Source organism: Streptococcus sp. AS20 (assembly GCF_000524255.1).
In the GTDB taxonomy this organism is placed as follows: domain Bacteria; phylum Bacillota; class Bacilli; order Lactobacillales; family Streptococcaceae; genus Streptococcus; species Streptococcus constellatus.
Window position 1 is genome coordinate 359,750 of sequence record NZ_JANS01000005.1, and the last position, 20,892, is coordinate 380,641.

At 38.1% G+C, this 20,892-nt stretch carries 20 protein-coding genes and 1 riboswitch; of the genes, 3 read left to right on the forward strand and 17 right to left on the reverse strand.

The genetic code is table 11. The features are described from left to right. Genes pulA through ligA form a run of 3 tightly spaced genes read right to left on the reverse strand, consistent with a single transcriptional unit; the run spans position 1 to position 5,240 of the window. Positions 1-2,301, reverse strand: a complete 2,301-nt coding sequence (gene pulA, locus HMPREF1514_RS02750) for a type I pullulanase (RefSeq protein WP_037597070.1) — start codon at positions 2,299-2,301, stop codon at positions 1-3. Continuing rightward, complete coding sequence (locus tag HMPREF1514_RS02755) at positions 2,302-3,273, reverse strand: diacylglycerol kinase family lipid kinase (protein ID WP_006269514.1); 972 nt, start codon at positions 3,271-3,273, stop codon at positions 2,302-2,304. It lies immediately after the preceding gene. Between the two features lie 8 nt (positions 3,274-3,281). Then, positions 3,282-5,240 carry an NAD-dependent DNA ligase LigA gene (ligA, locus tag HMPREF1514_RS02760; RefSeq protein WP_037597071.1) on the reverse strand — a complete coding sequence of 653 codons (1,959 nt, stop codon included), beginning with the start codon at positions 5,238-5,240 and terminating at the stop codon, positions 3,282-3,284. Between the two features lie 317 nt (positions 5,241-5,557). On the opposite strand from ligA, the gene HMPREF1514_RS02765 reads away from it, so the two are divergent. Together HMPREF1514_RS02765 and HMPREF1514_RS02770 are read left to right on the forward strand one after the other, a co-directional pair. Further along, positions 5,558-6,505 carry a 2-dehydropantoate 2-reductase gene (locus HMPREF1514_RS02765; RefSeq protein ID WP_037597072.1) on the forward strand — a complete coding sequence of 316 codons (948 nt, stop codon included), beginning with the start codon at positions 5,558-5,560 and terminating at the stop codon, positions 6,503-6,505. Between the two features lie 24 nt (positions 6,506-6,529). Next, on the forward strand, positions 6,530-7,579 hold the full coding sequence (locus HMPREF1514_RS02770) for a PTS sugar transporter subunit IIC (protein ID WP_003029822.1): 1,050 nt from the start codon (positions 6,530-6,532) through the stop codon (positions 7,577-7,579). A 55-nt stretch (positions 7,580-7,634) separates the two neighbouring features. Here the strand turns inward: HMPREF1514_RS02770 and HMPREF1514_RS02775 are convergent, their stop codons facing one another. Then, complete coding sequence (locus tag HMPREF1514_RS02775; protein WP_003034511.1) at positions 7,635-8,144, reverse strand: QueT transporter family protein; 510 nt, start codon at positions 8,142-8,144, stop codon at positions 7,635-7,637. After that, positions 8,142-8,251, reverse strand: a riboswitch (PreQ1 riboswitch). (Overlaps the previous gene by 3 nt.) A gap of 28 nt (positions 8,252-8,279) precedes the next feature. Between HMPREF1514_RS02775 and HMPREF1514_RS02780 the strand changes: the two genes are divergently transcribed. Further along, a complete protein-coding gene (locus tag HMPREF1514_RS02780) occupies positions 8,280-8,723 on the forward strand; it encodes a GtrA family protein (RefSeq protein ID WP_003034433.1) in 444 nt (147 codons plus the stop codon). Between the two features lie 67 nt (positions 8,724-8,790). Here the strand turns inward: HMPREF1514_RS02780 and HMPREF1514_RS02785 are convergent, their stop codons facing one another. The 13 genes from HMPREF1514_RS02785 to HMPREF1514_RS09625 all read right to left on the reverse strand — a co-directional run bounded on the left by HMPREF1514_RS02785 (position 8,791) and on the right by HMPREF1514_RS09625 (position 20,873). Then, a complete protein-coding gene (locus HMPREF1514_RS02785) occupies positions 8,791-9,498 on the reverse strand; it encodes a B3/B4 domain-containing protein (RefSeq protein ID WP_037597073.1) in 708 nt (235 codons plus the stop codon). After that, on the reverse strand, positions 9,498-9,959 hold the full coding sequence (locus HMPREF1514_RS02790) for a MarR family winged helix-turn-helix transcriptional regulator (RefSeq protein WP_037597074.1): 462 nt from the start codon (positions 9,957-9,959) through the stop codon (positions 9,498-9,500). The genes HMPREF1514_RS02785 and HMPREF1514_RS02790 overlap by 1 nt, the downstream gene beginning before the upstream one ends. Before the next feature lie 86 nt (positions 9,960-10,045). Continuing rightward, complete coding sequence (locus HMPREF1514_RS02795; protein WP_037597075.1) at positions 10,046-10,948, reverse strand: YihY/virulence factor BrkB family protein; 903 nt, start codon at positions 10,946-10,948, stop codon at positions 10,046-10,048. Positions 10,949-11,000: 52 nt separating this feature from the next. Further along, positions 11,001-11,858 carry a methionyl aminopeptidase gene (locus tag HMPREF1514_RS02800; RefSeq protein ID WP_003034526.1) on the reverse strand — a complete coding sequence of 286 codons (858 nt, stop codon included), beginning with the start codon at positions 11,856-11,858 and terminating at the stop codon, positions 11,001-11,003. A gap of 24 nt (positions 11,859-11,882) precedes the next feature. Then, positions 11,883-13,160 (reverse strand): CBS-HotDog domain-containing transcription factor SpxR, encoded by a 1,278-nt coding sequence (spxR, locus tag HMPREF1514_RS02805; RefSeq protein WP_037597076.1) that lies wholly within the window; start codon positions 13,158-13,160, stop codon positions 11,883-11,885. Beyond that, a complete protein-coding gene (locus HMPREF1514_RS02810; protein ID WP_003069207.1) occupies positions 13,153-13,704 on the reverse strand; it encodes a GNAT family N-acetyltransferase in 552 nt (183 codons plus the stop codon). The genes spxR and HMPREF1514_RS02810 overlap by 8 nt, the downstream gene beginning before the upstream one ends. A gap of 76 nt (positions 13,705-13,780) precedes the next feature. Further along, positions 13,781-15,040, reverse strand: a complete 1,260-nt coding sequence (locus tag HMPREF1514_RS02815; RefSeq protein WP_003042302.1) for a UDP-N-acetylglucosamine 1-carboxyvinyltransferase — start codon at positions 15,038-15,040, stop codon at positions 13,781-13,783. Between the two features lie 357 nt (positions 15,041-15,397). Further along, entirely contained in the window at positions 15,398-16,591 is a 1,194-nt protein-coding gene (gene metK / locus HMPREF1514_RS02820; RefSeq protein WP_003069208.1) for a methionine adenosyltransferase, read from the reverse strand. A gap of 267 nt (positions 16,592-16,858) precedes the next feature. Beyond that, positions 16,859-18,133: a dihydroorotase gene (locus tag HMPREF1514_RS02825; RefSeq protein ID WP_037597078.1), complete on the reverse strand. Its 1,275-nt coding sequence runs from the start codon at positions 18,131-18,133 to the stop codon at positions 16,859-16,861. 11 nt (positions 18,134-18,144) lie between these two features. Beyond that, positions 18,145-18,615 carry an NUDIX hydrolase gene (locus tag HMPREF1514_RS02830; RefSeq protein WP_037597079.1) on the reverse strand — a complete coding sequence of 157 codons (471 nt, stop codon included), beginning with the start codon at positions 18,613-18,615 and terminating at the stop codon, positions 18,145-18,147. An 8-nt stretch (positions 18,616-18,623) separates the two neighbouring features. After that, on the reverse strand, positions 18,624-19,277 hold the full coding sequence (locus HMPREF1514_RS02835; protein ID WP_006269516.1) for a uracil-DNA glycosylase: 654 nt from the start codon (positions 19,275-19,277) through the stop codon (positions 18,624-18,626). Positions 19,278-19,301: 24 nt separating this feature from the next. After that, positions 19,302-20,288 (reverse strand): Gfo/Idh/MocA family protein, encoded by a 987-nt coding sequence (locus HMPREF1514_RS02840; RefSeq protein WP_037597080.1) that lies wholly within the window; start codon positions 20,286-20,288, stop codon positions 19,302-19,304. Between the two features lie 444 nt (positions 20,289-20,732). After that, positions 20,733-20,873 (reverse strand): hypothetical protein, encoded by a 141-nt coding sequence (locus HMPREF1514_RS09625; RefSeq protein ID WP_227743444.1) that lies wholly within the window; start codon positions 20,871-20,873, stop codon positions 20,733-20,735. Positions 20,874-20,892: the final 19 nt, after the last annotated feature.

A 20,892-nucleotide genomic window follows, 5' to 3' on the forward strand; every position in this document is an offset into this window, starting at 1 on the left:
TTACCACTCTACAACTTCAAAGACTGTCGCTGTCAAATCTTCAACAAAAGAATCACTAACTTGACGACTATTTCCAGCTACAAGTCTCAAATTGCCAATATCTTCAATGTTGTAACTTTGACCGCTTGCATTGAAAATAATGAGATAATATTTCTCATCTTTCACCTCAAAAATAACAATCCCACTTCCTGAATGAGCTGAGTGCACAAAGACGTGCTGGTAAATATCTTCGTAATGTTGATAAGAAAATTCTTTTGTCATAGTTTTTAAATGGATAATCTTTTTGATGTAGTCAATACTTTCTTGGTGATCAGCTATCAAATCCCAATCCACCTGATTGACAGTGTCAGGAGCGTTATAACTATTCATAGCACGCTCATGATCTTCCTGAATAGTTTGACCATTTTCTCCAGTTGCTATTAGCTTGCTACGTGAAAATTCCTGTCCTAGTTCCATAAAACTCATACCTTGCAACAGCAGATTCATCGCAGTCGCTAATTCAATCCGTTTAGTACGAGTCAAGTCATCATCATCTGGGTGTAGTTCCACTAACAAGTCATGCAAATTATAATTATCATGCGCTTCTACATAGTTCACAACTTGGTTTGGCGTCAGATAAGTCCCTAACTCATTGCTTCCTAATATTGCTTTCGCAATAATAGCCTCTGTTGCCTCTCCACTGACAAAACCAGCTTTTAAGCCACCGTAGACCTCTGCTCCTTTAATCGCATCACGTTCAGTATCATTGAAAAATCCGATATTTGATAATTCAAAAGCATTATCTTTCTTAGCTTTATCAAGAGGAAGCAATCCTGTTCCCATGTCCCATCCTTCTCCATAAGTCAGGATTCTCGGATCAATCTCATCTAACGCTTCTCGAATCTGACGCATGGTTTCAATGTCATGAATTCCCATCAAATCAAAACGAAAACCGTCAATATTATACTCTTTTACCCAATAAAGGAGCGAATCAATCATATATTTCCGAAACATCTCGTGCTCACTAGCTGTCTCGCTCCCTACACCTGTTCCGTTTTGGAAAGAGCCATCTGGATTCATTCGATAATAATAATCGGGCATTGTGGCTTGAAAAGGAGAATCATAGGTAGAATAAATATGGTTGTAGACAACGTCTATTACCACGGAAATGTCTGCATCGTGATAGGCTTGAATCATTGTTTTTAAGTCCCGCATGCCTTGAGATGGCTTTGTTGGATTTGTTGAAAAACTCGTTTCTGGAGCATTGTAATTTTGTGGATCATACCCCCAATTGTAGGTCACATTTCCATGCCAATCATACTCTTTGTGTCGATCAGAGATTGGCTGCAATTGTACAACATTGATACCTAAAGATTGGATATAATCAAATCCCGTCGCTTGACCAGATCGATTTTTAGTTCCTTTTTGACAAGCACCTAAAAAGGTACCTCGGTATTTTTTAGATACACCAGAACTACTAGACTTTGTCAAATCTCGCACATGCATTTCATAAATAACTGCCTGACAAGGATTATCCAAACGCCAAGTCGCTTGTTGGCCTTGTTTCACTTGAAAATGTTTTGGATTTCGCTCTGTAGGTGACAAAATGACAGAGCGTTTCCCGTCTTCAGTTGTTGCTTCGGCGTATGGGTCACGCGTCAATGTTTTGTGATGTTCAAACTCTAATTGATACTGATAAGCTCTATCTGCTAGATCATCTGAAATCACTCGAGACCAAATTCCGATTGTATTTTCAGAATGATCTTTTGAAAAAATTTTCCCTCTTTGTAAGTCATAAACTTTCCAGATTTTCGAGTGGTTACTACCATTCTTATACACCACTAATTGAACTTTTTTTGCAGTTGGTGCCCAAAGTTTAAATTCAGCTTTTTTACCATCATACCGACAACCTAGCCAACCTTGATAGCCCCAATGCTGATCAAAACGTTTGCTATCTAATGCCATATCAAAAGCATGAGGATCTTGCTTTGCATAATACGGACTAGTCATAGCAGCTTGTCGGGAATAATAAACTTGACTGTCTCCTTCAATAATCCAAATTTCCGTCACCAGATGAGGAGGTAATAACTGAATGGAATAATCAACCGACTGGTGAGACCAATCGATTGTTTTTACAATGACATGTACATATCCCAAAGCCTGATTACTCTTATACGATAAATTCCCTTGAATGCCAAAGTCATCTCTCTGAAAAAAAGAAGCCTCCTCTCCCCATTGATTCATTTGCCACTTCCACATATTGTAAGCAGCATAATTGTCTAACTGATTGTGGTAATGAATTAAGACACGATAGTCTAACATCTAATTCTCCTGATTATTTTTATTTTCTAATGACAAAGCGCTATCGCTAATCTCATCAATATTTGCAAAAAATTCTAAATGGTTATGAAGAACTTCTAACTCAACAGGAGTGTCTCCACCATATTCACCATCCAAATTCAACATAAATGGTGCTTTTTTATCTAAAACTTCTAATTTTAATTTACTTGTTTTTAAATATTCTACATTCGCATCAGTCACATGCTGTCCGCCATTGATGGCTTGAATCATTAAGCCCAGCATATCAAATAAGCGAGCAGTTTTCACTAAAATCAAGGTGAAATTTCCATCATCTAACACCGTATCTGGCGCTAATTTTTCAAAACCACCGATTGAATTGGTTAAGGCAACAAAGATTAAAGAGACCTTGCCTTCAAATACACCGTGGTCGTGCTCAATATGTACTTTACGTAATTTAGATTTTGGCAGCATTTCCGCTCCCTTGGCTACATAAGCAAGATAACCAAGGCGCGATTTTACTTCACTTGGAACACTATATGTTAATTCTGTCAAAGTCCCTGCCGCAGCGATATTGATGAAATATTTTTTCCCATAAGCCTGACCAATATCCATTTTTATGGTTTGATCTTTTTCAATAATCCGAGCAGCTGCTACTGGATCTCCCATTGGAATTTTGAGAGCACGCGCATAATCATTGGTTGTACCAGTAGGAATAAACGCCAACTTAGGACGGTTTTCCAACGGTGCCACGCCATTAACCACTTCGTTAATTGTTCCATCGCCACCAGCTGCCACAATTAAATCAAATCCTGCTTTAGCCGCTCTCTCTGCTTCGTTTTGAGCTGATAAAGGAGCGGGCGTTGTCTGATAAGCACTTGTTTCATAACCCACATCTTCTAAAACGTCTAAAACTTCTGCGATATTTTTTTTAATAATTTCCTGACCAGAGGTCGGATTATAAATCAATCGTGCTCTTTTTCTAGCTGTTTCCATACAAACCTCTACAAGCTCTCAAGCCAAGATTCATCACGAATGTCAATGCCTAACTCTTGAGCTTTTATTAATTTACTTCCTGCATCTGCTCCAGCAACGACTAAACTCGTTTTTTTAGAAACAGAGCTCGTCACCTTTGCACCTAAACTTTCTAATTTTACTTTTGCTTCTGAACGATTCAATCGTTCTAATTTTCCTGTTAAAACAACGGTCAATCCAGAAAGAACTGCGTTTGCTGCAACTTTTTCACCTAAGTAAGCTAGATTAAGCCCTGCTTCTTTCAATTCTCTCAGTAGAATCTGCGATCCTTCCTGAGCAAAATAACTAGTCAAACTTTCTGCAATCACCATTCCTAGACTATCCAGTGCAACAATTTCTTCTCTTTCTGCTTTTGCCAATTGTTCCAAATCATGAAAATGCTCTAACAAAATCTGACTCGCTTTGCTTCCAACATGGCGAATGCCCAGCCCAAATAGTAATTTCTCTGCTGAATTTTCTTTAGAAGCTTGAATAGCAGAGTACAACTTGTTAGCTGATTTTTCCTTAACATTCTCCAATTGTAACAAATCTTCGACAGTCAAGTGGTAAATGCCAGCCACATCTTTCACCAATTCCTGAGCAAATAATTTCTCCACCACTGCTGGTCCAAGCCCTGTGATATTCATGGCATCACGGCTCGCGAAATGAATCAACCCCTCCTTAATTTGTGCAGGACAGCGCGGATTGATACAGCGCAAAGCCACCTCATCTTCAAAGTGAATCAGCTCGCTGTTGCAACTTGGACAGTTCGTTGGAATCTCTAGTTGCTCTTCTGATTGGCGCCTGTTTTCAACCACTCGCAAAACAGCTGGAATGATATCACCCGCCTTATAAACGATAACTGTATCGTCTTTACGAATATCTTTTTCAGCAATGTAATCGACATTGTGCAGAGTTGCTCGACTGACGGTTGTCCCTGCTAATTTCACAGGTGTAAGATTAGCGGTCGGTGTAACCACTCCAGTTCGCCCAACCGTCCAATCAACCGATAAAAGCTGTGCTTCTTTTTCTTCCGCCGGAAATTTATAAGCAATCGCCCATTTAGGAGCTTTCACGGTAAAACCGAGCTCTTCTTGAACAGATAAATCATTTACCTTGATGACAACACCGTCAATATCATAAGGCAATTGCGCACGTTCGTGATTGATTTGCTCTATAAATCGCCATACTTCATCCATCGAATATGCCAAAATATGCCGTTCATTTACGCTAAATCCATTTTTAGATAACTTATTTAAAACAGCTTCTTGAGTTGACACATCTGTTGGACTGGCTTCTTGATAAAGAAAAGTTGCTAGATTTCGCTTGGCAACAATTGCAGTATCCAACTGACGCAGCGTTCCTGCCGCTGCATTTCTCGGATTTGCAAATTCTGGCTCTCCATTTTCTTGACGCAGTTGATTCACTGCGTCAAAAGAACTACGTGGCATGTAACATTCACCACGAACTGTCAAATTTACAGCAGTTGGCAAAGTTAGCGGAATATCTTTCACCCTTTTTAAATTTTCTGTGATATTTTCTCCGACGGAGCCATCTCCCCGAGTGGCTCCTGCAACCAAAATACCATTTTCATACATAAGAGAAATAGAGAGACCATCAATTTTTAACTCACACAGATAACTCACCTTTGGAAAATCTTTGCGAATCCGTACATCAAATGCCTCTAACTCTTCACGTGAAAAAGCATCCTGCAAACTATATAGCGGATACTGATGTTGGTATTTTTCAAACCCTTCTAAAAGCTTACCACCCACACGATGAGTTGGGCTATCAGCCTGAACGAGCTCTGGGTATTGCTGTTCTAAATCTAACAATTCATGATATAACCTATCATATTCACTATCCGATACGCTTGGATTATCAGTTGTATAATATTCATGCGCATATTGATTTAGTAGATTCACCAGTTCTAACATTCTGTCTTTCATATTTCTATTTTATCATAAAACATACGATTCTACAGGATTATTACTGTTAATATCATAAAAAATTTAGATATATCAAATAAAACAGCGTAAAAACAATGATGTCTAAATATTATAAGTATTTACTAGCTAAAATCTGCTGTATTTTTACAAATAATTTAATGAATTTTTTTGGTTAAAAAGCTAGAGCCAGCCTACAACTTCAAAAATTATAAATTCAAAATTTAATTGATAAAAAAAGATAAAAGAAGTAAAATATATATAGTTCATTTTCTTTTAATAAAGAAATAATCCAAACAATATAGAGGAGGAATCTTATTGTGAATATTACAATTGCAGGTGCAGGTGCAATGGGCAGCCGGTTTGGTCTCATGTTGCATCAAGCGGGTCATAAGGTCATTTTAGTAGATGGTTGGGCAGACCATGTAAAAGCTATCCAAAAAGATGGCTTGCAGGCTAATTTTAATGGCGAGGAGCTTGTTGCGAAATTGCCAATTTATCTTCAAAACGAAGTAGAACCAACTTTGTCCAGTGATTTAATCATTTTATTTACTAAAGCAATGCAGTTAGAAGCAATGCTAACAGACATTCAGCCATTGATAAAAGAGCACACAAATGTTCTTTGTTTATTGAATGGAATTGGACATGAAGAAATCATTGAAAAATATGTTCCAAAAGAGCATATCATGATCGGAAATACTATGTGGACAGCAGGTATGGAAGGACCAGGTCGAGTGAAGTTATTCGGAAACGGAACTGTTGCACTGAAGAATCTCGTTTCAGATTCAAAAGCGAAACAAGCAGCTGATCACATTGTAGAAATCTTAAATTCTGCTGGATTGAACGCTCAGTATTCTGAAAATATCTTGCACGCCATTTATAAAAAAGCCTGTGTAAACGGGACAATGAATGGTTTATGCACTATTTTACTTTCTAATATGGCAGATTTCGGTGACACCACTCCCGCCCATACAATTGTTGAGCGCATTGTCAGCGAATTTGCGGCGGTTGCAAAATATGAAAATGTCGATTTGAATGTTGAGGAAACTGTAGATTACATCGAAAAAAATTGCTACAATCGAGATACAATCGGATTACATCACCCATCAATGTATCAAGATTTGAACGAGCATAATCGTCTGACAGAAATTGATTATATCAACGGAGCTGTCGTTCGAAAAGGACAAAAGTATGGTGTACAAACCCCATATTGCTCCTTCTTGACAGAATTGGTTCACTGCAAAGAACAAATATTAGGCGCTAAATAGTTTGGAACCAGAAAGGGAAATTAGATGGAAACACAAGCACAAGAAAAGATGACAGCAAAAATCTTTGTCAATAAAGTATTGTCGGGAACGGCATTAGGAGTTATTATTGGTTTAATTCCAAACGCTGTTTTATCAGCTATTTTAAAATATTTCAGCACCGTGCCAATTGCACAGACCATTATTCATATCGCTGTTATCTTCCAATTAGCTACACCATTGATTATCGGTGGGTTAATCGCTTTGCAATTTGGATTTAAACCCATGCAGATGATGGTCACTGCCGGAGCTGCTTTTGTAGCTTCAGGTGTCGTCACTTTCAATACTGAACTTGGAAAATATGTCGGAGCTGGCACAGGGGACCTAATTAACACCATGTTAACAGCAGCTATCGCAGTTGGCATGCTTATGTTAATCAAAGATCGATTCGGTTCAACAGCTGTGGTAGCTATGCCAATTGTCGTCGGGGTAGGTGCAGCCTTGATTGGCTTACTGCTCTTGCCATTTGTTAAACAAATTACAACTGGCATTGGAGTGGTTATCAATGAATTTACACACTTACAACCGCTATTGATGTCGATTTTAATTTGTTGTTCATTTGCCTTTATTATCATTTCTCCAATCTCAACCGTTGCCATTGGTTTAGCCATTCAATTAAATGGAATTTCAGCCGGAGCTTCAGCAATGGGCGTGGCAGCTACAGCCGTTGCTTTAGTTGTTCACTCTTGGAAAGTGAATAATTCAGGGGTGACTTTAGCTATTGCTTTGGGAGCTATGAAATTGATGATGCCAAACGTCTTTAAATATCCAATTATTTTAGTTCCGTGTTTGACAACAGCCGTTATATCCGCTATCCCGGTAGCTCTTTTCTCAGTCAGTGGAACAGCTCAATCAGCAGGTTTTGGTCTCGTAGGTTTGGTGGGACCATTAGCCTCTATTGATGCAGGATTAAATATAGCTTTAGCAGTTGTTGTATGGCTCATTGTTCCAATCCTTGCAGCTCTTGCAAGTAAAATTGTTTTTGAAAAAATCTTGAAACTATATGACTCTTCTGTTGTATTTAAATTCCAAGACTAATAAAAAATCTGTCGAAGATTCGACAGATTTTTTATTAGTCTGCTATTCAAAGCATTTATTTCCCCAAGTCAATCCGCTTATTTAGCTTGTCCATTAAAATTCCACCAATAATGAGTGAAACAAACTCTCCAATTGCCGTTGTAAACCATGTAAAAAGAAACGGGGCTTTCGCAACAAAATATAACTCTGCGGCAATTGTAATCATTGAAAATGAAAAGAAAATCGCAAAATAAAAGAAAGCTTTATTGATCAATCCGTTAAACAAATATTCGTTCATGTATTTTCTAAAGAAATACACACCCAAGCTCAAAAAGACCAAGGTTGATCCGCCACCAACAAAGACATCAATGATTCCAAAACTAAACAAATTAGCAATCATACAGCCCAGTGTGACCCCAATGATGTACTTGGGTTTATAAAAAGCCATAAAGTTCATCATCTCAGAAATCCGAAATTGGTAGGCACCATAGCTAATAGCATTCAGGGGCGGTGTCATTGTTAGAGCGACATAAATCGCAGCAACGAGAGCAATCTGAGCCATATCGCGAATAGTAAATTTTTCCATGTTTTCTCCTTTGGCGGCTATAACCGCGTATAATATGCTTGGCGAAAGGAAACTAAGCGCCAAGGGCTGCATTGAGAACATTAATACAGCTTTTCAAGTATAGCACAATTTTAGAAATTATGATAGACTGAACGTATGAAAAAATGTATAAAATCTTTCTTTGACAATGAAATTTTATCTTACCTGTTTTTTGGATTGGCTACCACGATTGTTGCTATCATCACACGCATACTCTATTATGCATTGAGTAACAACGAACTATTGGCGACCGCCTTAGGAAATATCGCTGGTATCCTCTTTGCTTTTGTAACAAACGATACGATTGTTTTTAAACAAGAAAGAAAGGGTTGGTTCTCTCGTTTTATCAAGTTTGTTGTTGCGCGACTCTCTACCTTTTTATTGGATATGGGACTCACACTCGTTTTCGTTACTACTTTTCCTGCTATTATTGGTCAATTTGTCCACAATGACATTAAAACGGTCAACACTATTGAAACTTTGCTTGCTCAAATTATTATTATTGTGCTCAATTATGTTTTCAGTAAAATCTTTGTATTTAAAAATAAATCAAAGAAATAAAAAACAAACCTACTCAAAATGGTGGCTTGTTTTTAATCCCAAAGAGCTTTGAAGCTCTTTTTTATTCTTAAATTTCTACACTTGGATGCTCCATTGTCAAGTGAGTGATTTCTCCTTTTACACCAAAATAATCTTCTACCAAATATTGCAATTCTTGCATAGCAGCTTGTGCACGTTTTGCTTGTTCTTCATTGACAGCTTCAATAACTAGCACTGCATCTCTGGTTTCTTCTGTCAGCATAGTTCGCTTAGCTTCGCGCCAGTTGAGACAACGACAAACCGCTCCTTCATCATCATGGTAGATGATTTCTTCTGGAAGAGCTGGTGCATCCGTCTCCGCTCCAAGCGGAAAGAAAGATTCTCCACCTTGCGCTTTAGCTAAATGTAGTCCTCCCTCAATTTTGTCAATATCTTCACCACCACAAGGCACAGCATAAGAAAGTGAAACACTATTATAAATATCCACCAATGGATTGATTGGATTGAACTCACGACCTTGACTCACTCTTTTTAAAAGTGCTTCAATGGAAGAACGGGCTCCTTTTTTAGTTTTAAATTTGGTAAAAGCCTGCCGCCATTCCTGAATAACCTCATTTTGCGTAAATGGTTCATCAGAAATAAAATCTTCTGCTCGTTTGCTTCCCTTGTCTAACAAGGATTTAAAATAAAGGTCCTTACTTTCATCAACACTATTATCCAATCCTTTAGCTACCATAATACTAATTTGTGCTTGAGGAAATAACTCCCAAAATTCATTTTCAACTGTAACTTTCATCATCTACCTCTTTCATAATTTCTTTTTTGTCCTTTTTTTACTGAATCCCAATCACCTGTGATATTTTCGCGAACTCGAATCAACATTTCCTCCAACTGCTTTGCTTCTGCTATCGAAAAACCCTGCAATGAAGTTTGCTCAGAATATTGATTTTCAGCTAAAATAAATGGATAGAGAGCCGCGCCTTTTTCTGTAACAAACCATTCTTTGTTTTTTCGATTATCAGGTGCTGACTTCTGTTCTAAAAATCCTTTTTTCTCCAATTTCTTCACAGAACGGGCAACCGTTGAACGATCTACTTTTAAAAGTTCAGACAACTCTTCCTGAATAATCCCTGGATTTTCAGCAATTCGGACTAAATACAAATACTGTCCACGTGCCAAATCAATATCACGAAATTCAATATTCGCAATCGAATCCAGCGCTCGAGCAATAATTCCAATTTCCCGCAAAATAGTCATATTCCCTCCTTCGCCAATTATTATAAACTATTTTTATTGCAAATGCAATAAAATAATATTAAAAAAAGAAGTTTTATCTTCTTTTTTCATTTTTTTGTTTTTTGAATGAGTCGCGTGGTCAATTGTTTATGCCTTGTTTCAAATGAACTTTCGTGAGAACGTTGATAACTTGCATTTAGAATCGCGCCAATAATAAGTATTTGAGCAATGAGAGTAAACCAAATCATCACGACCACAACAAAAATGGAACTGAAAAATCGAACATCCATTAAGTGATTTACATAAGTGTCCAAATAAACGGAAAACAAATTTAGCAATACACCAATTGTAAGAACTACAAAAACCGTTCCTGGTAGTACATAGCGAATTTTCTTGATTTTGACATTAGGTAAAAAGTAATACAACATCAATAAAGAAAGAAAAAGTAAAGTGTAAATGGTTGGCTGCGTCATCTTTTGTAGACTAGTATAAAGCTGGTTATCAAATCCCCAAAAACTATGGAGCAGACGAAGAGACATTCGCCCAAACATTGTCAGCAAAAGAGAAAGAGCAAAGAGCAACTGTAATCCTAAACTCATCACTATACTAAACAATCTGTGCGAAATGAGTCCTCTATCTTTAGCGACACCATAAGCTTTATTAAAAGCTTTTTGCAAGAAAGACATTGATTGTGAAAAAGCCCATAAAGCCGAAAGAATGGAGAAGCTCAACAAGCCAGAAGATGGTTGGGTTAATACATTACGAATGACCTTTGCAATCACTTCATAAAGTGACTCTGGCAGAACATCTTCTATCGCTTCTAAAAATTCTGCTATTGGAATTTGAAAATAAGGCAATATATTCACAACAATTAACAGCAATGGAAAAATTGAAATCAACAAATAATAAGCCACTGCAATGCTGGTCAAATCAATCTCAGATGCCTGATAAAATTTAAAAAAAGCTTGTAAAAATGGATTATGTCCGATCCTAGAAACCAACTTCTTCATCTCATCCCCTATAGAAGAAGGAGCAAAAAGCCCCCTCATTCTACTTCTAGTTTTAATACGTTCCTTCTTCCCCTTGACTGGTCAAGATAACAGGACCATCTTTGGTAATCACAAATTGATGTTCGTATTGACAAGAAAGTCCACCGTCCAGCGTTTTATGAGCCCACCCCGTCTCAAAATCTGTGTCAATCTCCCAAGTGCCTGTTGAAATCATCGGCTCAATTGTCAAGACCATTCCTTCACGAAGACGTAAACCACGTCCAGCACGTCCGTAATGAGGCACCATTGGCTCTTCGTGCATAGTTGGTCCAACACCATGTCCTACTAAGTCACGAACAACACCATAACCATGACTTTCCGCATATTCTTGAATCGCTGCACCAATGTCACCAATCCGATTGCCAACTTGAGCAGCTTCAATTCCACGATAAAGGCATTCTTTTGTAACCTCCATCAATTGTTGTACTTCTTCACTCACTTGACCAACTGCATAAGCCCAGCAAGAATCCGCCACACCTCCACGGAAATTTTCCGTATAGTGTTTCATTTGTTCCACATTATTGAAATCAAGTTTAGAAACATCTAACTCAGCTTTATCAACCAAGCCAACAACCATATCTACTTTGATTAAGTCACCTTCAACTAATTTTTTGTGACGTGGAAAAGCATGTGCCACTTCATCATTCAATGAGCAGCAAGTGGCATAAGGGTAGTCCATGATGCTCCCTTCCACACCAATCTGAAGCGGAAGAGCATTATCCTCCTTACAACGTCTGCGGACATATTCTTCAATTTCCCACATGTCAATGCCCGGCTTAATCAAATCCCTTAAACCAATATGAATACTGGCGAGAAATGCGCCGCTTTTTTCCATTAAATCAATTTCACGTTGTGATTTTAAAGTTATCATTCTTTCTCCTTAATATCTGAGGTATTAGTTTATCTTTACTGTAATGGTCGCTTTTGCAACCAATTGAAGTTTTAAATAAATATCGTAATCCAAAATAGCAGAGTGCCTTGTTTGTCGGACAATTCTTGGTCGAAGTGTCAAACTTTCATCAATCTGAACAGCTTGCAAGAAATAAATTGTCATTTGCTCAATGACAATATTTTTCTTGCCAGATGTCACATACTGATGCGTTGCTGTCGTTAAAATTTCTGTCAAAATACCATTAGATAAGACACCGTTATTTTCTAACATAAAAGGCTCTACAACAAAAGTAAATTCATCATTAATGTGACGCAGTTTTTGAGAGACTTGATCGCTGAAAGTGGGCAGGCTGGAGACTTGGTCGCGACTCATTTTTTCCATGACATCACGACGCGTGATGACTCCAAGCAGAGTTTGATCGTTGCGAATAACTGGCACCATTTCAAAATCTTCTGTAATCATACGCTGACTAACATTGGCAATACTAGTATTTAAAGTGACGGCATAGATATTTTTCGTCATAACTTTATCCAAAATAGTGTGAGGTGATTTATCGCTAGCATCACGCATTGTTACCACCCCAACTACCATATTGTGCTGATTAACGACAGGAAAACGACTGTTTCGATTTTTCCGAACCAAATCCATAAAATCACGAACGGTATCAGTATCTTTCAAGAATCCATATTCATGACTCCCCCGATACACTTGCTCCACTGTTAAAATATCTGTTTTAATCTGCATATTAGACAATGCACGATTGATGATTGTCGCAACTGTAAAGGTATCATGTTGTGATCTTAGAACAGGAATGCTTAAGCGATTCGCTAATTTTAAAACATCGCGGCTTACTTCCAAACCACCTGTCACTAACACAGCATTTTCATGCTTCAAGGCTAATAACTGAATACGGGTGCGGTCTCCAATAATCAAGAGACCTCCTTCCGTTAAGTAGCGTAAGAGATTCTTTTCGGTCATTGCTCCGATTGAGAATTTACTGAATTCCTTTTCAAGTCCATCCTGACCAGCCAAGACTTCAGAACCTGTAATTTCTGCAATTTCCTTATATGTTAAATGTTCTAGCTCCACCCTAGGAGATTTTACACGAATCGTGCCACTACGAGGACGCGTTTCAACCAATCCACGGTTTTCTGCTTCTTTAATTGCACGGTAAGCAGTTCCCTCACTTACTCCTAAAAAATTAGAGATACTGCGTACACTGACACGCTTTCCTACTGGTAATTCTTCTAAATAAGTGATAATTTCTTGATGCTTACTCATGAAAGTCTCCTTTTTCATAGCAAAACTCTAAATAATCCTGCATTTTACGTGTATAACGATCGCTTCCCCTAAATTGACGACCAAACCGAAAACCAGACTTTTGAGCAACTCGTTGACTAGCTTTATTTTCCAGATGAGTGACAATTCGTAACTTCTTAAACCCAAATTGTGTAAAAGAAAGATAAATAATATTTTTGACACATTCAGTCATCAAACCGCGTCCCCAATAAGCTTGGTGAAGAAAATAACCTAATTCTGCTTCGCCTCTGATTTCATCCATTTTTTCAAATTTAACAGAACCAATCATTTGCCCAGAATCTTTATCACAGATCGCCCAAATTCCAAGAGGATATTTCATGAAATAATTAGCCAATACATGTTGGCTTTCTTGCAAATTAGCCTGTGCAGGAAAAATGAAATGTAGATTTTCAGGATTGGAGGCAATTTTATAAAAATCTTCACTATCCATAAAGGAAAAGGGACGCAATACCAAATGTTCTGTTTCTATAAAGGCAAATTCTGCCAATTTTGTCCACAAATTCATACCTTACCTCGAAGATAAAGCTCAGCTGGCGTACCAACTGAGCTATCCCACTTCATCATGCCAACACTATTCAAAGTTATTCTTCAACCAGCTGAATATCTGCTCCTAAATTAGTCAACTTTTCAATAATATTTGAATAGCCACGCAAAATAAATTCTACATTTGTAATCTCAGTTTTTCCGTGAGCTAGCAATCCTGCGATTACAAGAGCTGCTCCTGCTCGCAAATCAGTTGCTTTGACGACTGCCCCTTGCAATTGATTAGGTCCTTCATAAGCAATATGATTGGCACTTGTTGAAATCTTACCGGTCATTTTTGCTAATTCAGCGACATGATTTACTCGCTTTTCATAAATCGTATCAATAATCAAACCACGTCCCTTAGCCGTTAATAAAAGCGGCGTAATGGGCTGTTGCAAGTCTGTAGCAAAGCCTGGATAAGGAGCAGTCTTAATGTTGATTGCTTTCAAATTATGCTGCTTTTCGACATACACGCTATCTTCAGAAACGGTCATGCGGACTCCCATTTCTTCTAATTTCGCAATAAAGCTCTCTAAGTGTTCATAAAGGACATTATTGATTTGCACTCCTTCACCAATTGCCGCTGCCATTGAGATATAAGTTCCTGCTTCAATTCGATCCGGAATAACTTGGTGACGAGTTCCATGGAGCTTATCAACACCTTCAATGATAATAATGTCAGTACCGGCCCCTCGGATGTGGGCTCCCATATTATTTAAAAGTGTCGCTACATCAATGATTTCAGGCTCACGAGCCGCATTTTCAATAACAGTACGCCCTTTTGCCTTTACCGCTGCAAGCATGGTATTAATAGTCGCTCCGACACTTACTGTATCCATGTAAATACTAGCTCCATGAAGCCGCTCGCCACCTGTCGAAAGGTTCATGGAATTTCCCTCATAGGTCATAGTAGCCCCCATAGCTTCAAAAGCTTTGATATGCAAATCAATCGGTCGAGGCCCCAAATCACAGCCACCAGGCAAGCCAACTGTTGCTTCGCCATAGCGTCCAAGCAAACTACCATAAAAGTAATAAGAAGCACGCAAGCTATTGATTTTACCATAAGGCATAGGCATATTTTTTATCCCACGAGGATCAATTTTCAGTGTATCGTCTTGACGCTCAACGCTTGCTCCCATAGCTTCCATGATGTCAATCAAACTCACAACATCGGAAATATCTGGCACACAATCCAATGTTACAATTTCATCAGATAAAATTATCGCTGGAATTAAAGCAACCACGCTATTTTTAGCACCGCTAATGGTCACCTCTCCCTTTAAGGGGCGACCACCATTAATTACAATTTTTTTCATTTTTAGCTCTTTCAAGGAATTTATAATCAAATATACTGCACTTTATTATAACACAGTTTCTGTGAAAATCCTATCCTTTTAAAGAAATCTCTTTTAACTTGTCATTCTTGTTATATAACGATTACAAAACTCTTTTATTTTGGTGGCATTCTAAAAAGAGCGGGACAAAAATCAATTTTGTCCCGCTCCACAAAATGATAACTAGATCCGACAATCTAGGGAACTGCTGGAGTTTGCAGATAACACTAATATAATCGGCACAAATAAATACGTTTTAAGTCAGATTGCAACTGCGGCTGATTGTAAAATGCCACATAAAAAATTTATAAACAAGAGACTTGTATCCTAACTTCTTCTTTATTTTGCAACAACTGCTTTTAAAGCATCTACTTTATCAAGTTTTTCCCACGGCAAGTCAATATCCGTACGTCCCATGTGCCCATAGGCAGCAGTCTGACGGTAAATTGGGCGTTTCAAATCAAGCATTTGAATAATACCAGCTGGACGAAGGTCAAAGATTTGTCGAACCGCTTCTTGAAGATTGCTTTCTGAAACTACACCTGTACCAAAAGTATCAATGCGGACTGATACTGGATGTGCAACCCCAATAGCATAGGCTAGCTGGACTTCAGCTTTCTTGGCCAAGCCAGCAGCGACAATATTTTTGGCAATGTAACGAGCAGCATAGGAAGCGGAACGATCGACCTTTGTAGCGTCTTTACCAGAGAAAGCTCCTCCTCCGTGGCGTGCATACCCGCCATAAGTATCAACGATAATCTTACGTCCAGTTAAACCGGAATCTCCTTGAGGACCACCAATAACAAAGCGACCAGTTGGATTGATGAAAAACTTGCTTTCTTCATCTAAATATTCTGCTGGAACAACTTCTTTAATGACCTTTTCAATTACATCTTGATGAATCTGCTCATTGCTTACTTCTGGGTCATGTTGAGTGGAAATAACTACAGTATCAACACGGACTGCTTGGTCGTTTTCATCGTATTCAACCGTTACCTGAGATTTTGCATCCGGACGAAGATAGGAAATTTCTCCAGATTTGCGAAGCTCTGCTAAACGACGGACTAATTTATGACTTAAAGAAATAGGCAGTGGCATTAGTTCAGGCGTTTCATCTACGGCAAAGCCAAACATAAGGCCTTGATCTCCAGCGCCAATCAAATCAAGTGGATCTTGATCAACATTCCCACGAATTTCTAAGGCCTCATTCACCCCTTGAGCAATGTCTGACGACTGCTCAACAAGCGACGGATGCACTCCCACCGTCTCTGCGGAAAAACCATATTCAGCATTTGTGTAGCCAATCTCTGCAATCGTATCACGAACTATGCGGTTAATATCCACATAAGCATTTGTAGAGATTTCTCCAAAAACATGGACGGAACCTGTATAGACAGCTGTCTCAGCAGCTACATGAGCTTCTGGATCCTGCTCCAAAATAGCATCTAAAATAGCATCTGAAATTTGGTCTGCAATCTTATCTGGATGTCCTTCAGATACAGATTCAGACGTGAAAAGTTTACGCTCTGACATATTCATGTCCCCCTTTTAATGAAATATTGTCCCTAGAAATTCTATTATTGCTAGGAAGTTACTTGAAAATCTGTAAACAGACTTACGTTAAAAAGTTACAAAGCACTAGTCTCTACGGTCAATATTTAACCTTTGACTACCTTTTCGGGACTCTTTTAACTTCTCTATTGTATCATTTTTTATTAAAATAAACAGACAATTTGATAAAAATTAGAAGAAATTAAGAATATAAAAAGGTTGAAATATATTTCCAACCTTATGTCCTTATCACGATTTACCTTCATACACGATTTGTCCATCACAGATAGTATAGCGAACAACACCTTTCAATTTTTCGCCAATAAATGGTGAATTAATTGATTTTGAGGCGAAATCTTCTGTTATCATGCGTTCGGCATTTGCATCAAAAATCGTGAGATCGGCTGGACCGTTCTCAGCAAGATAGCCCGCGTCAAAACCATAAAGCTGTGCGGGGTTAATCGTCATTTTTTCCAGCAACTGCATGAGGGTCAAATGACCTGCGTCTACCAAATACGTCAAGCCAAGTGAAAGCGATGTCTCTAAACCTGTCATACCAGACGGTGCTTGGGTGATATCTTTTACATTTTTTTCATCGACATGGTGAGGTGCATGGTCTGTCGCAATAACCGAAATCACTCCTGATTTAAGCCCTTCAATGACAGCTAAACGATCTGATTCCAAACGAAGGGGGGGATTCATCTTAGCATTGCTACCTCTGAGCAACAATAGCTCTTCTGTTTTAGAAAAATGCTGGGGTGCTGCTTCTGCTGTCACATGAGTGCCCAATCGCTGAGCAAATTCCACGACTTTCACGCTTTCTGCTTTTGATAAATGCTGAATATGAATATGAGTATTGGTTGCATGAGCAATCATGACATCACGCGCAATCATACTATATTCAGCAACACCTGTCGCACCGCAGAATCCAAAATGTTCTTTAGCGATATGCTCATTGAATCCCAAAATACCATTTAGTTCTGGATCCTCTTCATGAAGACAAATAAATGCACCATGTTTGTCAGCTTCTTCTAAAGCTTCGCGTACCATTTTCGTACTTTTTAATGGAATTCCGTCATCTGAAAAACCAATAGCTCCCGCTGCTAAAAGCCCTTTAAAATCTGTCAAATGTTGTCCATCAAAATTCTTTGTAATAGTTGCAACAGCTTTAATATGAATTTTTTCACGATCGGCAGATGCTAATACTTCCTTTAGTGTCTCTACTGTTGAAATCGTTGGAGTGGTATTTGCCATCATGACAACCGTTGTAAATCCGCCTGCTGTCGCTGCCAAAGCACCTGTGTGGATGTCTTCCTTATGTGTCTGACCAGGCTCACGAAAATGAACATGGATATCAATCAATCCTGGTGCTACCACCAATCCAGTCGCATCAATTACCTGAGCATTTTCTACTTTCAAATCTTGACCAATTTGAAGAATTCTTTTATCCTTCATCAAGATATCACAAATCTGATTTAAACCAGATTTAGGATCCATAAGTCGACCATTTTTAATTAACAACATAAATTTTCTCCTTAATCTTCATAAAAATCAACATGGCTCTCCACTAACGTTTCTCCTTTGTAAGAAAATTTGGCCGAGAAAAACGGTTTATTTTCTAAAAGCCACGATACAAAGGTGTGATCTCCCTCCCAAGTTGGTCTAGATAGAACTTGTTCATAAGGTACCCATTCTAAAGTACCTTCATCGCAGTCAATCAGCTCACCTGTAAATTCTGTCACTTTAAATACATAAGTGTACCAGTCATGGCGAGGCGTGAAATCCGGAAAAGTGATAATACCTTTTAGTACTGGCTTATTTACTTGTAATCCCGTCTCTTCAAAGATTTCTCGCACCGCACACTCCTGCGGTGTTTCACCTTTCTCTAATTTACCACCAACACCAATCCACTTGCCAGCATGAATATCATTAGGCTTTTTATTGCGATGAAGTAGTAAAATTTCTTTTCCATTGTCAATGTAACAAATCGTTGCTAATTTAACCATTTCTCCTCCTAAACTAACCAGTCAACGGGTTCTAATCCTTGATTTTTTAAAAATTCATTTGTCTTAGAAAAAGGTCTACTTCCAAAAAAACCTCGATGAGCCGATAAAGGACTCGGATGAGGAGATTCCAAAATGAGATGTTTTGGATTGGTAATCAATGCTTTTTTCTTGCGTGCATAAGAACCCCAGAGAATAAAAACAACAGGTGTATCTTTTTCATTGACAACCTTAATAACGGCATCCGTAAACGGTTCCCAAATTTGACCAGCATGCCCATTTGCTTGACCAGCAGGAACAGTCAAACTCGCATTTAGCAACAGTACTCCTTGACGCGCCCAAGATGTCAAATCATGAGATTCTTTCATTCCAATGTCATCTGCCAACTCTTTCAAAATATTTTGAAGAGAAGGTGGCGCTGGAATATCATCTGGTACTGAGAAACTCAACCCCTGTGCTTGACGCGGACCATGATAAGGATCCTGCCCTAAAATTACCACCTTTACATCTACTAAATCAGTCGTTTGTATCGCATTAAATACTTTTTCACGCGGTGGATAGATTGTGCCTGATGAATAAACCTGATTTAAAAAATAATTAATTTTACCAAAATAACCATCAGGCAATTGTTGCTTAATCAAACTATGCCAAGCTGAGTGTTCCATTGTTTTCTCCTCTTCTATACTCAATTACTTTTCTTCCTCAGGATAGGTCATTCCCCATTCTTTTCGTAAATCTGTCATGATTTTCATGACATCACGACTATAATGCAAGTACATCTCATCTTTGTCACCAGCTACTGCTTCTTCCATATCAAGAATTTCATACATTAAAGCATCACTCGTCTTTCCAGCTTCAATGATTTCTTGATGCCCGTCTTCCGTATAGGTAATAACCGCCTTTTGTCCTCGAGGATATTCATATATTTCAATATAGCCTTTATCATAAGCAATTGTTCCTCGCTTGGGCTGTTTAGCGTGGAGACTCAAGGTCAAAGTTGCCATTTCTCCTTCAGCATTCGTCAGAAGAATCCCCGCCTGCTCATCAACGCCCGTTGGTGCAAATTTCACTTGTGAAAGAATTTGATTGGGTCGAGATGTCATAAACCAGCGAACAAATGATAAGGCATATACACCAATATCCAAAAGGGCTCCGCCTGCAAGCTGACGATTAAAGAAACGATTTGTCATATCATATTCTTTATAACTGCCAAAGTTCATTTGAATCACTTTTAAGTCGCCTAATCGCCCGCTAGAAATTACTTTATTTAATTGACGATAAATCGGCATATGATAAATGGTCATAGCTTCAGCTAAAACAACATGATGCTGTTCCGCTAGGAAGATAGCTTCTTCTAATTCTTCAGAATTAAGTGTAATAGACTTCTCGCATAGAACATGTTTTCCATTTTTTAGTGCTTTTCGTAAAAAATCAATATGCGTATTGTGTGGCGTGGAAATGTAAATAATATCCACATTTTCGTCACTAAATACGTCATCTATCTGGTCGTAGACTTTTTCAATACCGTATTTTTGTGCAAACTCCAAGCCTTTTTGATATGTTCGATTAGCAACCGAATAAAGCTTCCCTCCCAATTTCTCCAAAGCTTGTGCCAATTCATTAGCAATCACACCTGTACCTAAAGTTGCCCAATTGTAACGTACTTTGTTTTCCATAGTCTTTCTCCTAGCTACATGATTATTCTTATCATACCAAATTTTCCTTCATTTAGCTGACTTTTTATGTAGAGACATTACCTGTGTCAAAATCTTCTAAAATCAAACTGTAAGGATACACATACTTTTCTATATAAACAATCGCATAAAATCAGAGCATTTCTTTATGTTATAATAAATTGAGAAGGGTGCAACTTTATGTGGTCTTGGTTTATTTTATTTTTACTCTTGTTTATTGCCTTATTTTACTTTTCAAATATGATGATAAAAATCATCATCGGAATCATATTATTTATTTTTGCTATTGCAATAATTTGCCTCATAATTGATTTTCATAACGATCCTAATAAAAACTAGTTGCTATCTTTATTTAATATTGTAAACTTAAAAAGCCCATTGAATGGGCTTTTCTTTATATGTAATTATTTAACTGTAAAATGTCGTCTATTGTCCGAGTTCATCTTTTTTAAATTGTTCATTTTCCGTGATAGCCGAGGCTAAAGTTTCCTCTTCCGATTGAATAGTTTGATCAGTTATTTCTGTCACTTTCATTTCTTGTTGAACTGGTGTTACTTCTGTTTTCATCGCTTGAGATTGTGCTGAT